Origin of the sequence: Comamonas squillarum (assembly GCF_025309455.1) — a bacterium.
In the GTDB taxonomy this organism is placed as follows: Bacteria; Pseudomonadota; Gammaproteobacteria; order Burkholderiales; family Burkholderiaceae_C; genus Comamonas; species Comamonas squillarum.
The window spans coordinates 2,136,547-2,149,417 of sequence record NZ_CP104377.1; the positions used below are offsets into that span (position 1 = coordinate 2,136,547).

Below are 12,871 nucleotides of genomic sequence, written 5' to 3' on the forward strand. Positions count from 1 at the left end.
TCCCTGCTGGTTAGGCGGTGTGGCCGATGATGCGGCCCAGAAAGCTGCGCGTGGCCTCGTGCTGCGGGTTGTCGATCACCTGCGCGGGCGGGCCCTCCTCAACCACCACACCATCGCGCATGAAGACGACCTTGTCGGCCACCTCGCGGGCAAAGGCGATCTCGTGGGTCACCAGGATCATGGTCATGCCGTCGCGCGCCAGCGACTGGATGACCTGGAGCACCTCGCCGACCAGCTCGGGGTCGAGCGCGGAGGTGGCCTCGTCAAACAGCATCACGCTGGGCTGCATGGCCAGCGCGCGGGCAATGGCCACGCGCTGCTTTTGGCCGCCCGAGAGCTGGTCGGGCATCATCTGCGCGCGCTCGGCCAGACCCACCTTTTGCAGCAGGGCCGTAGCGCGGGCCTGGGCTTCGGGCTTGCTGATGCGCAGCACCGTGAGCGGGCCTTCCATGACGTTTTGCAGCACCGTCATGTGCGGGAACAGGTTGAAATGCTGGAACACCATGCCGGTGCGTGCACGAAAGCCCGCCAGCACCTTGTCCTTGGGCAGCTGGGTCTGCTTGCCGCTGAAGGCCAGCGACTGCGCATCGACGCGGATGTCGCCGCCATCGGGCACGGTCAGCAGGTTGATGCAGCGCAGCAAGGTGGACTTGCCCGAGCCCGACGGCCCGATAAGCGCCACCACCTGGCCCCGGTTCACATCCAGGCAGATGTCCTTGAGAACATCGAGCTTGCCAAAGGATTTCTTGAGGCCACGAATACAAATGAGCGGTTGGTCTTGCATCTCAGGCCTCCTTGCCGGCCGATGTGCCGTGCTCCAGGCGCTTGGCCCACAAGGTCACAGGGAAAAGAATCACGAAATAGGTGATGGCGATGAAGGTGTAGACCTCCAGCGGGCGGTAGGTGTCATGCGCGATCACCTGGCCCTGGTAGAGCAGATCGGGCACGGCCAGCACCATCAGCAGCGAGGTGTTCTTGAGCTGCAGGATCGACTGGTTGACCAGCGGCGGAATCATCTTGCGGAAAGCCTGGGGCAGGATCACGCGGCGCATCACCTGGCCGCGCGTCATGCCAATGGCCTGGCCCGCTTCGGTCTGGCCGATATCGGTGGAGATGATGCCGCCGCGGATGATTTCGGAATAGAAGGCGCCGCCGTACAGCGACAGGCACAGCGCAGCGGCCACGGGCGCGCTCATCTCGATGCCGGTGAGCACGGGCAGCGCGTAGTAGAACCACACCAGCTGCACCAGCACCGGCGTGCAGCGGAAGACCTCGACAAAGGCGCGCAGCGGCGCCGTGACGATCTTGTTGCTCGACAGGCGCCCCAGGCCAGCAACCAGCCCGACCGCAAGGCCCCCCAGGATACAGATCACCGTGAACAGCAAGGTGTAGCCCACGCCGCCGACCAGCAGCATGCGGTACTTCCACAGGAAACTAAAGTCCCACTCGTACATAAATCAATCTACCTTTAACGCATACACCCCGGAGGCAGCACGCGGCTGCAACCGGGGTGTTTCACATGGGCACCACGCCCATGTGGACCAACCATCAGAACTTGACTTCCTTGGGGAAGGAATCGGCCTTGACGCCAGCGAGCTTTTCCATGTTCTTGAGCACCACGGACTGGATCTCGCCCTTGGAGCGGGCTTCATCCAGCCAGGCATTGACAGCGTTTTCGAAGTCCTTGTTCGGCTCCTTGCGCAGGCCCACGTTGGTGTTGGCCGTCTCGACCGGCGTTGGCACATAGACTGTGCCCACATCGGGGCGCTTGGCCACCAGTGGCTGCGACAGCAGCACCACCAGCACCTGGCAGTCGGAGCGGCCGGTTTGCACCGACATCGTCGCCGCGCCCGAGCTCTCCAGACGCGAAATATTGGCCTTGGGCAGCGCGCGGGTGGCGAACTGGTCCTGGTTGGAGCCGATATCCACCACCACCTTGGCATCGGGGTTGTTCAGCTGCTCCCAGGTCTGCACCGGGGCATGGCCCTTTTTGCAGACGGCCGTGAAGGTGTTGTTGAGCAAGGGCTTGGAGAAGTTGACCACTTCCATGCGCTGGGGGGTCGGGGCCATCGCGAACATCAGGTCGATCTTGTTGGCCTGCAGGTCCAGCACGGCATTGCCCCAGGTGGTCTCGACGAACTTGACGTTCACGCCGAGCTTCTTGGCCAGGCTCTCGCCAAAGTCAGGGCCAAAGCCTTCCCACTTCTGCGTCACCAGGTCCTTGCTGAAGTAGGGGATCGCACCCGCAACGGTGCCCACGCGCAGCTCTTTGGTGCGCTTGACGCGGTCCATCGTGGACTCACCGCTTTGCGCCAGGGCCGCGCCAGCCACCGATACACCTGCGACCACCAAGGCGGCTGCACCCATCCACTTTTTGACAGAAAACATCTACGTATCCTCTAGACGCAGCGAGAACGGGCTGCGCGACCGTGAAAAACCGACAGTGTATTCCTGTTAAAAACCCTAGTAAAAAACACAAAACGTCGAGATGCATTGTTATTTTCGTCAAATCGGCGAAACAATGACAATTTAAGGGTTAATACTGACATTTCAGAGACAGCAGACGCCGGAAAACCGCGCATTCCCCAGGATGCTGCGCCGGGTCTGACACGCTGGGCGCGGCTCGCGGCCTACAATGGTCCGCTATTCCCCTAGCCAAATTCATGCCAGACATGCTGAACGCCGATCTGCACTGCCACTCCACGTTTTCCGACGGCACCCTGAGCCCGGAAGCGCTGGCGAAGCGTGCGCGCGAGCGCGGTGTGCAGCTGTGGGCGCTCACCGACCATGACGAGGTCAGCGGCCTGGACCGGGCGAGCGCCGCTGCCGCCCAGCAGCAGCTGGCATTTTTGAGCGGCGTGGAGATCTCGGTCAGCTTTGGCGAAACCACGGTGCACATCGTAGGGCTGGGCTTTGACTGGCAGCACCCCGGCTTGCGCGCCGGGCTGGCCCGCACACGCGGTGGCCGCGAACAACGCGCCCGCGACATGGCCGCTGGCCTGGAAAAAGTGGGTATCGGTGGCGCATATGAGGGCGCGCTGCGCTATGTGGGCAACCCCGATCTGATCTCGCGCACGCACTTTGCGCGCTTTTTGGTGGATACGCGGGTCTGCCGCGATCCGGCCGAGGTGTTTCGCCACTACCTGGTCGAAGGCAAACCCGGCTTTGTGCCCCACCGCTGGGCCCGGCTGCAGGATGCGGTGCAGTGGATCGTGCAAGCGGGCGGCATGGCCGTCATTGCCCACCCGGCGCGCTACCACTTGAATGGCGGCGAAGAGCATGCGCTGTTTTCGTCCTTCAAGGACTATGGCGGCCAAGGCGTGGAAGTGGTCACCGGCAGCCACTTTCCGCATGAATACACCACCTACGCGGACATGGCCAAGAGCTTTGGCTTTTATGCCTCGCGTGGCTGCGATTTTCACAGCCCGGGGGAATCGGGTACCGATTTTGGTGCCCTGCCCCCGCTTCCCAGCGGGGTGCAACCCGTCTGGCAGGCGCTGGAGGGGCGCATTGTGCACCCCCGCCCACCGCCGCAGGGCCTTGCCCATTGATCCAGGCGCCCTGCAGCCGCACGGCAGCCCCACGATAACAAAAGCAACAGCAACACCATGGCCCAATATTTCGAGGTTCACCCAGACAATCCCCAGCCGCGCCTGCTCAAGCAGGCCGCCGCCATGCTCAAGGACGGCGGCATCCTGGCCGTGCCCACCGATTCGAGCTACGCCTTTGTTTGCGCGCTGGACAACAAGCAGGTGGTCGACCGCCTGCGCCGCATTCGTCAGATCGACGACAAGCGCATGCTGACCTTGCTGTGCTGCGATCTGTCACAACTGTCGAGCTATGCGATGGTGGACAACCACCAGTTCCGCATGCTCAAGCTGGGCACGCCCGGGCCCTTCACCTTCATTCTGGACGCCACCAAGGAAGTGCCCCGCCGCATCAGCCACCCTTCGCGCAAGACCATCGGCCTGCGCGTGCCCGACAACAAGGGCCTGCTGATGCTGCTGGAGCTGCATGGCGAGCCGCTGCTGTCCACCACCCTCATCCCGCCGGGCGAGACCGAGCCGCTCAACGACCCCGAGGAGATCCGCGAGCGCTTTGAATCGCAGATCGAGCTGGTCGTCAACGCCGGCCCCTGCCCGCTCGAGCCCACGACGATTGTCGACCTGACGCCGATGGGCACCGGCGGCTCGCCCGTGGTGGTGCGCGAGGGCCGCGGCCCGCTGGCGCAGCTGGGCCTGTAGCCCCATACTGGCTGGTGGCAGCAGCGCCGCACCAGGGCTGCCTGCCCGGGCCGCGCAATCGTTTGCCACGGCCATTGCCATGGCCTGGCAGCGGCCACTGGCAAATCTGATAGGCTCGCCTCTGCCTGGTGCGCTGCGGCGCGCCCTCCTCCCCTTTGACCACTGCCCATTCCGTGAACGCTGACCTGATACAAACCGTTCTGATCTACGCCCTGCCTGTGCTGTTTTCCATCACTGTGCACGAGGCAGCGCATGGCTATGCTGCGCGCCATTTTGGTGACAACACCGCCGCCATGCTGGGCCGCCTCACGCTCAACCCGCTCAAGCACATCGACCCTATCGGCACCATCCTGATGCCGCTGATGCTGTATTTCATGACCTCGGGCGCGTTTGTGTTTGGCTATGCCAAGCCCGTGCCCGTGGCCTTCGGCAACCTGCGCAACCCCAAGCGCGACATGATCTGGGTGGCACTGGCCGGCCCGGCCACCAATTTTGTGCAGGCCCTTCTGTGGGCGCTGGTCTACGGCATCTTGGTCGCCTCCGGCGTCGATGAGCGCTTTTTCCTCAAGATGGCGCAGGCGGGGGTGCTGGTCAACCTCGTGATGTGGGCCTTCAACCTGTTTCCGCTGCCCCCGCTCGATGGCGGCCGGGTACTGGTGGGCCTGCTGCCCTACAAGCAGGCGGTGGCCGTCTCCAAGATCGAGCCCTATGGCTTTTTCATCGTCATGGGTCTGGTGATTGCCGGCGTCGTCAGCACCTTCTGGATGCGCCCCCTGATGAGCCTGGGCTACGCTGTGGTCAGCGTGGTGCTGATGCCCTTTAGCTGATCGCCCGGCCCCACTGCCGTGCAGCACCGCAAAGCATATTGATGGATAGTTATGACTAAGACACGTTATCTCACTGGTATCACCCCTTCGGGAACGCCCCACCTGGGCAACTACGCTGGCATGATGCGCCCGGCCATCGCTGCCAGCCGCGCAGGCGATGTGGAGAACTTCTACTTTCTGGCCGACTACCACGCGCTGATCAAGTGCCAGGATCCCGAGCGCGTCAACCGCTCGACGCTGGAGATTGCCGCCAGCTGGCTGGCCGCAGGCCTGAACCCCGAGCACGTCACCTTCTACCGCCAGTCGGACATCCCCGAGATTCCCGAGCTGACCTGGTTTCTGACCTGCGTTACCGGCAAGGGCGTGCTCAACCGGGCTCACGCCTACAAGGCCGCGCAGGACAAGAATGCCGAAACCGGCAAGGACGGCGATGACGGCGTGACTGCGGGCCTGTTCATGTACCCGGTGCTGATGGGCGCTGACATCCTGGCCTTCAACGCCAACAAGGTGCCGGTGGGCCGCGACCAGATCCAGCACATCGAGATGGCGCGCGACATGGCATCGAGCTTCAACCACCTGTATGGCGAGCATTTCGTGCTGCCCGAGGCGGCGGTGGACGACAACGTGGCGACCTTGGCCGGCCTTGACGGCCGCAAGATGAGCAAGAGCTACGACAACACGATCCCGCTGTTCTCCACCCAGGCCCAGCTCAAGAAGCTGATCGGCAGCATCGTCACCGACTCGCGTGCACCGGGCGAGCCCAAGGACGTGGAAGGCTCGGCGCTGTTCCAGATCTACCAGGCCTTTGCCAGCGCAGAGGAAACCGCAGCCCTGCGCCAGGCCTATGCCGATGGCATTGGCTGGGGCGAGGCCAAGACCCTGCTGTTCGAATGCATTGACCGGGAGCTCGCCCCGTTGCGTGAACGCTACAACTACCTGATGGCCCATCCCCAGGAAGTGGAAGCTATTTTGCAAAGCGGCGCACAAAAGGCGCGTGCATATTCGGGCCCTTTACTACACAAGTTACGTGCGGCTGTTGGCCTGCGGCCACTGACGCCAGCCAGCACGGCCGCTACGCCCAAGGCTGCGGCCAAGCAAGGCGGCGCTGCTTTCAAGCAGTACCGCGACAAGGACGGCAAGTTCTATTTCAAACTGGTGCGCGCCGATGGCGGGCTGCTGCTGCAAAGCCAGGGCTTTGATGCCCCCCGGGATGCGGGCGCCATGATTGCCCATTTGCAGGCTGCGCCGCAGAATCTACAAGACGCCATGGACAACCTGCAATTGGGCGACGGCTTTTCGCTGTCGGATGTGCAGTTGGCGTTGAAAGAGATAGCCGAGAGTTAAGAGACTGCCTATACTGCATTTGCAACCAATTGTTGAAGCTGTCACCGTCGTGGCAATTTCCCCGTTTAACGCAGTGTGGAGCCGGTGATTCAATTTGCTTTTATTATTGAGCTATCAAATAAAAGCAAGCTATTGAGCTTAGTGGGAGTGAGCTGTTATGAGAATTGTGGCACTGGATGATGATCTGGTGGTGTTGGATATGCTCTCCAAAACCATGGAGGCGGAGGGCCACGCCTGTACAACCCATTCCTCTGGCGCCTCTCTGATCAAGGACATGCGCCGCGAGACCTATGACCTGCTGATCCTGGACTGGCAGCTGCCAGACACCACGGGTCCGCAGGTGGTGCGCTGGATACGAGAGAACGTCAACCAGGAGTTGCCGGTGCTCTTCATCACCAGCCGCCATGGTGAGGCCGACATTGTTGAGGGGTTGGAGTCTGGCGCGGACGATTTCATGATCAAGCCGCTGCGGGTGGCCGAGTTGGTGGCGCGCGTGCGCGCGTTGCTGCGCCGCGCCTACCCGGCTGCCACCAAGGGCGTATTGGAGTTTGGCCGCTACAAGTTCCTCTCCGATTCGCGGGCCCTGGAGGTCGATGGCAAGCTGGTCGAGCTGAAGAACCGCGAGTACGACCTTGCGCTGTTCCTGTTTCAGAACATGGGCCGCCTGCTGTCGCGCGACCATTTGCGCGAAATCATCTGGGGCCAGAACTCCGATGTCATCTCGCGCTCGCTCGATACCCATGTATCGCGGCTGCGCACGCTGCTCGATCTGCGACCGGAGAACGGTTTCATCATCACGGCAGTCTATGGCGTCGGCTACCGGTTTGAGGCCGTCAAACCGCTGTCCGAGACACAGCCTGAATAAATTTCTGCTGTTGCATGCAGCGCGGTTTACGGCCAACACGCCACACGTGTTGGCCGTATTTACTCTGCCGCATGCAGCGGCCCTGCCAGGCACCATGGCCTGGCTGTAAGGAGAGCCATTTTGTTTCTTTCTCGTCTGCCGTTTTCTGCTGCCGTTTTGCTGGCCTTTGGCGTGGCCGCCCCTGGTCTCGCGCTGGCGGCATCGGCAGACCAGTTGCCCGACATCCGCCACACGGTGATCAGCGGTGACACGCTCGAGGCCGTGGCCAAGCGCTACCTGAAGGACCCGCAGCAGTGGCGCGCCGTGGGCACGCTCAATGGCGTCAAGGACCCTTTGCGCCTGCCCATTGGCTCGGTGATCGTCATCCCCGCGCACATGGTGGGCTACCAGGAGGTGACGATCAGCCACGTCAAGGGCGTGGCGCGCGTGCGCTCGCCGCTGGCCGGTGGCGACTGGCAAAGTGCAGCTTCGGGCACCATCTTGACCGAGGGCGACGAGCTGCAGGTGCCGGCTGGCAGCTTTGTGACCTTGCGCTTTGCCGATGGCAGCTCGGTGCGCATCAACGAAAACTCCGAACTCAAACTGAGCGAATTGCGCAAGAACAGCCGCACCGAGGAGCAGCAGTCGGTGCTGGACCTGAGCCGCGGCGGGCTGGAGTCGCATGTCACGCCGGTGATGGACCAGCGCCGCAAACGCAAGTTCGAGATCAAGACCCCGATGGCCACCACCAGCGTGCGCGGCACCGTGTTCTCCGTCAGCATTTCCGACTCCGGCAAGGCCATCACCGCTGTCGACAAAGGGGTGGTCGAGGTCCAGGGCCGCCAGGCGGCGCAGCAGGCGCGCGTACAGGCTGGCCAAGGGGTGGCCGTGGCCCGCAGCGGCCAGGTCGGGCCCACGGTGGCGCTGCTGCCAGCGCCCAGCCTGCAGGCCAATCCGCCAGTGTTTGAGGACGCTAATTTTCTGACTTTGCAGGTGGGCGAGGTGCCACAGGCCCAGAAATACGGTGTGATTCTGGCCCTGGATCCAGAGCTCGCGCGCGTGGTGCTTCAGCAAAGCCATTCCAGCCCCACGTTCAAGTTCGACGCCATTGCCGATGGCACCTACTACATGAGCGCCCGTGCCATCGATGGCCAGGACATCCCGGGCACACCGGCAGTCCAGGCCATCAAGGTCAAGGCTACACCGGTGCCTCCGCTCTACGCCAACCCGGCCCCCGGCGGCCTCATTGGCCTGGCGGACGGCGAGCTGCTGTGCACCGAAGGCGGCCCGGGCATTGTGGGCTACCGCATCCAGGTCGCTGCCAGCCAGGACTTCAGCACCCCGCTACAAGACAGCGGCGTCGTCGATAACTGCCAGGCCAGTGCGTCCGGTTTGGGCGTGGGTTCCTATTTCTGGCGCGTGGCCAGTGTGCGCAGGCTCGCCGATGGCAGCCTGGACCAGGGCCCGTTTGCACAGCCCCAGGCTTTCAAGACCGGCAGCAACCCGCCGACCCTGGGCGCCGACGCCTTAAGCCCTGCCGAGTCCAACAACCCCAACCAGCTGCAGTTGTCCTGGCCTGCTGAAGCCGGTCAGCGCTTCAACCTGCAGCTGGCCTCTGATGACAGCTTCACCGATGCCCGCACCTTCGCGCTCGATACCCCGCAATGGGCATCGGACAGCCTGCCCCCGGGTGACTACTATGTGCGCATCCAGGTGCTGGACCCGTCCGGCCTCAAGAGCCGCTACTCGGCCCCGCGCAAGCTGCCCGTCGAGCCGGCGATTCTGACCGGTGCTGGTGGCGTGCTCAAAACCGGTGACGGCAAATCGGTGCTCAGCCCGAGGTAAGGGGCACGGCGGCCCCTGCCCATGCGCATGACCGCGTTGACCCCCCGTCCATTCCCTAGCGCATGGCTGCCCCTTCCTTTTCGCTGAGCCGAACGCAACTGCGCTGGCTGGAATGGCTGGCGCTGTCGGCCCTGCTGCTGGGCCTGGTGGCCTGGGCCAGCCTGCGCGAGCAGCCCCGCGTCATCAACACCTTTGTGCAGGACATCACCGGCTGGCTCAGCGCACCGGAGCCGCGCGATGACATCGTCATCGTCGCCATTGATGATGCCAGCCTGCAAAGCGTGGGGCGCTGGCCCTGGAGCCGCGCCGTGCATGCGCAGCTGATCGCACGCATTGCCGCCCAGCACCCCAAAGCCTTGGGCGTGGACGTGCTGTTCAGCGAGCCCGACAGGCAGCACCCCGACGACGATGCCCAACTGGCCCAGGCGATTGCCCAGGCCGGCAATGTCGTGCTGCCGGTGGACTGGCGCATGGCCAATGTGGACATTGGCGCCGAGCTGCCGCTGGCCAGCCTGCGCCAAGCCGCGCGCCAGCTGGGCCATGTGAATGTGACTGTCGACGATGACGGCGTGATACGCCGCTACTTTGGTGCGCAGGGTGAGAACACCGGGCCCTGGCCCCACTTCAGCATTGCGATGCTCTGCGCCAGCGGCCAGAGCCACCCGCTGTGCCAGGGCACCCGCCCGCCCGAGCCCGGCGAGCAGTGGGAGCAGCGCTCGCCGGAGATGTTCAACTTTGCCCGCGGTGACCGGCCCTACACGCTGTATTCGGCCGAAGATGTGCTGGCCGGGCGTATCCCCGAAGACAGCTTTCGCGGCAAGTATGTGCTGCTGGGGGCTACGGCCTCGGGCCTGGGCGACTACTTTGCCAGCCCCGCCCGGCCCGCATCCCGGCATATTGCAGGGGTGGAGCTGATTGCCCATGCGCTGGACTCGCAGCTGTCGGACCAGCATGTGCATGCGCTGCCGACCGGCGCCAATCTGGCAGTCAATCTGGGAGCGATCGTGCTGGCCCTGATGGCGATTGCGCTGCTGGGCCCCATGGCAGGTTTGATCGCCCAGATTGCCGCGGCAGCGCTGCTGCTGCTGCTGTGCCTGGCGCTGCGCAGCTTTGCCGGCCTGCAACTGGCGCCCGGCGCGGCCCTGGTGGGCCTGTTGGTCATCTACCCCATCTGGAGCTGGCGGCGCCTGAGTGCAGCGGCCCGGTTTTTGCAGCAGGAGATGCACAACCTGCGCGCCGCGCTCGATACCACCAGCGCCCCGCAGCGCAGCGGCATGCTGATGGATGACTTTCTGGAGCGGCGCATCAAGGCCGTGGAGACCGCTACCGACACCTTGCGCCAGATGCATGGCTTTGTGCGCGATACGCTGCGCCAGATCCCCTCGCCCACCTTTGTGGTCGATCCGCTGGGCATGGTCAGCCTGCACAATGCTGCAGCGGTGCGCTACCTGCAAAACCTGGGCATGCCCAGCCAGGGCCTGATCGCGATCCAGTCGGCGCTGAGCGGCATGCGCATCAAGGATTCGGGCCAGGTGCTGTCCTTTGCCAATGCCGAGCAGCTGCGCGCGCTGCCGGCCGAATGCGAGGTGCTGGACCGCGAAGAACATGCCTGGCTGCTGCTGGCCGAGGCCTTCCGCGCGCCAGCGCCTGCGGGCTGGCTGCTGATGCTGGTGGACCTGACCGAGCTGCACAAGGCCCAGCAGCAGCGCGACCAGGCGCTGCGCTTTATCTCGCATGATTTCCGCTCGCCCCAGTCCTCGATCATCACCTTGCTGGAGATGTACAAGGAGTTCCCCGGCCAGATGAGCGAGGCCGAGCTGCACCAGAAGATCAACCGCCTGGCCCACCAATCGCTGGAGATGGCCGAGAGCTTTGTGCAGTTGGCCTCGGCCCAGTCGCAGGCCATGCAGCCCCAGTTGCTCAGCCTCGATGTGCTGCTGCAGGAGGCGGTGGACGACTGCTGGGCCAAGGCCTCGGAGAAAAAGATCCAGGTGCGCTACCTGCCCGGGGCCCTGGAGGCGGCCGAAACCGATATCGCCTGCTTTGGCGACCGCTCCTTGCTGCAGCGTTGCTTTGTCAACCTGCTCAGCAACGCCATCAAGTACAGCCCCAGCGGCACGGCGGTGGAGGCCAGCATTGCCGATGATGGCGCGTACTGGCGGGTGGAGGTGCGCGACCAGGGCTTTGGCATGACGCAGGAGCAGTTGAACCAGCTCTTCCAGCCCTTCCAGCGCTTTCACCACAACAGCCAGCCGCAGATCTCGGGCATTGGCCTGGGCCTGAGCTTTGTGCAAACCGTGGTGCTGCGCCACCAGGGTTTTGTCCATGTGACCAGCGGCGTCAACGAGGGCTCGTGCTTCAGCCTGCATTTGCCCAAGGCGCCGGGCACGCAGCAGGAGCCGCGCTAGCTGGCGCTGTCACAGGCTGGGCGGCAGCGCTCAGTGCAGCTCTTTGCCTTTGAGTTCGGGAATCAACCACACCGTCGCCAACGCATCGAGCACATAGATGGCGGCCAACAGCCCAATGGCCATCTGGAAAGAGTACTGCGCCGCAATCGCGCCAATCACCACGGGGCCTGCCCCGCCCACAGCGCGGCCAATGTTGAACAGCACATTCTGCGCGGTGGCGCGTGCTTCTGTCGGGTAGGCCTCGCTCATCAGCGCGCCAAAGCCGCCCATCATGCCGTTGACGAACATGCCCATCACCGCACCCGCCCAGAGCATGGTGAGGGGATCATTGAGCTGCGAGTAGAACAGCACCATCAGCGCCGCACCGGCCTGGAACAGCAAAAAGCTGGGCTTGCGGCCGATGCGGTCGGCCAGTTGGCCAAAGATCCAGATGCCGGCCATCATGCCCAGGATGGTGACCGCCGTCCACAGCGCGGACTTGGTCAGGTTGAAGCCCAGCTTGTTGGCCAGGAAAGCGGGCATCCAGATCATGATGCCGTAGTAGCCAAAGTTCTGCACCGAGGTGAGCACGGCAATGCCAACGCTGATGCGGGTGGTGGCGCGGTCCTTGACCAGCAGCTTGAAGCACTGCAGCACCGACTGCTTTTTCTCCTGGCTGCGCACAAACACCTCGGGCTCATGCAGGCGGTTGCGGATGAACCAGGCCACAAAGGCGGGGATCACCCCCACCAGGAACATGCCGCGCCAGCCGATATGGGGCAGCAGCAAGGGGGTGAGCAAGGCCGCGCCCAGCACGCCCACCTGCCAGCCCAGCGCCACATAGGACGACACCCGCGCCCGGTAGCGCGCAGGCCAGGCTTCGGCCGCCAGCGCCATGCCGATGCCGAACTCGCCGCCCAGGCCAATGCCGGCAATGGTGCGGTAGATCAGCAGGTCCCAGTAGCCCTGCGCAAACGCGCACAGCCCGGTGAACACCGCAAACAGCACGATGGTCCAGGTCAGCACGCGGATGCGGCCATAGCGGTCGCTGAGCATGCCAAACACAATGCCGCCCAGCACTGCGCCGATCAGGGTCCAGGTGACCAGGGAGCCGGCCTGGGCCGTGGTCAGTCCCAGGTCCTCGCGGATGGCGCTGAGCATGAAGCCCAGGATCAGCAGGTCAAAGCCGTCCATGGCGTAGCCCACGGCCGAGCCGGCCAGGGCCTTCCAGCCATAGCGGTTGACGGTATCGGACGAGGGAGAGGCAGTGCCTGAAGCGGCAGACCCGGCGGCGGAAGAAGACATGACAAGCGCTTTGTAGTAGGTGTTATGACAGCTGCGCGCACAAAAATGCCGCACAGACGGCGGCATGGTTGCTCA

At 63.9% G+C, this 12,871-nt stretch carries 11 protein-coding genes; 7 read left to right on the plus strand and 4 right to left on the minus strand.

What is annotated here, in order from left to right:
- Positions 1–10 precede the first annotated feature (10 nt).
- The 3 genes from N4T19_RS10000 to N4T19_RS10010 all read right to left on the minus strand — a co-directional run bounded on the left by N4T19_RS10000 (position 11) and on the right by N4T19_RS10010 (position 2,388).
- Positions 11–784: an amino acid ABC transporter ATP-binding protein gene (locus tag N4T19_RS10000; RefSeq protein WP_116927186.1), complete on the minus strand. Its 774-nt coding sequence runs from the start codon at positions 782–784 to the stop codon at positions 11–13.
- Position 785: 1 nt separating this feature from the next.
- Entirely contained in the window at positions 786–1,454 is a 669-nt protein-coding gene (locus N4T19_RS10005) for an amino acid ABC transporter permease (RefSeq protein WP_116927185.1), read from the minus strand.
- Between the two features lie 94 nt (positions 1,455–1,548).
- Positions 1,549–2,388 (minus strand): transporter substrate-binding domain-containing protein, encoded by an 840-nt coding sequence (locus N4T19_RS10010; RefSeq protein ID WP_243419416.1) that lies wholly within the window; start codon positions 2,386–2,388, stop codon positions 1,549–1,551.
- A 275-nt stretch (positions 2,389–2,663) separates the two neighbouring features.
- Between N4T19_RS10010 and N4T19_RS10015 the strand changes: the two genes are divergently transcribed.
- The 7 genes from N4T19_RS10015 to N4T19_RS10045 all read left to right on the plus strand — a co-directional run bounded on the left by N4T19_RS10015 (position 2,664) and on the right by N4T19_RS10045 (position 11,512).
- On the plus strand, positions 2,664–3,551 hold the full coding sequence (locus N4T19_RS10015) for a 3',5'-nucleoside bisphosphate phosphatase (RefSeq protein ID WP_260720117.1): 888 nt from the start codon (positions 2,664–2,666) through the stop codon (positions 3,549–3,551).
- A 57-nt stretch (positions 3,552–3,608) separates the two neighbouring features.
- Positions 3,609–4,244 carry an L-threonylcarbamoyladenylate synthase gene (locus N4T19_RS10020; RefSeq protein ID WP_182343066.1) on the plus strand — a complete coding sequence of 212 codons (636 nt, stop codon included), beginning with the start codon at positions 3,609–3,611 and terminating at the stop codon, positions 4,242–4,244.
- Positions 4,245–4,417: 173 nt separating this feature from the next.
- Positions 4,418–5,071 carry a site-2 protease family protein gene (locus N4T19_RS10025; protein ID WP_043339503.1) on the plus strand — a complete coding sequence of 218 codons (654 nt, stop codon included), beginning with the start codon at positions 4,418–4,420 and terminating at the stop codon, positions 5,069–5,071.
- A gap of 51 nt (positions 5,072–5,122) precedes the next feature.
- Positions 5,123–6,415 carry a tryptophan--tRNA ligase gene (locus N4T19_RS10030; protein ID WP_116927182.1) on the plus strand — a complete coding sequence of 431 codons (1,293 nt, stop codon included), beginning with the start codon at positions 5,123–5,125 and terminating at the stop codon, positions 6,413–6,415.
- A 157-nt stretch (positions 6,416–6,572) separates the two neighbouring features.
- Positions 6,573–7,280 carry a response regulator transcription factor gene (locus tag N4T19_RS10035; RefSeq protein WP_116927181.1) on the plus strand — a complete coding sequence of 236 codons (708 nt, stop codon included), beginning with the start codon at positions 6,573–6,575 and terminating at the stop codon, positions 7,278–7,280.
- Positions 7,281–7,400: 120 nt separating this feature from the next.
- A complete protein-coding gene (locus N4T19_RS10040) occupies positions 7,401–9,104 on the plus strand; it encodes a FecR family protein (protein ID WP_260720118.1) in 1,704 nt (567 codons plus the stop codon).
- Positions 9,105–9,166: 62 nt separating this feature from the next.
- Positions 9,167–11,512 carry a CHASE2 and HATPase_c domain-containing protein gene (locus tag N4T19_RS10045; RefSeq protein ID WP_260720119.1) on the plus strand — a complete coding sequence of 782 codons (2,346 nt, stop codon included), beginning with the start codon at positions 9,167–9,169 and terminating at the stop codon, positions 11,510–11,512.
- A gap of 30 nt (positions 11,513–11,542) precedes the next feature.
- Here N4T19_RS10045 and N4T19_RS10050 read toward each other — a convergent pair whose 3' ends face one another.
- Positions 11,543–12,685: an MFS transporter gene (locus N4T19_RS10050; protein WP_409935201.1), complete on the minus strand. Its 1,143-nt coding sequence runs from the start codon at positions 12,683–12,685 to the stop codon at positions 11,543–11,545.
- Between the last annotated feature and the right edge of the window lie 186 nt (positions 12,686–12,871).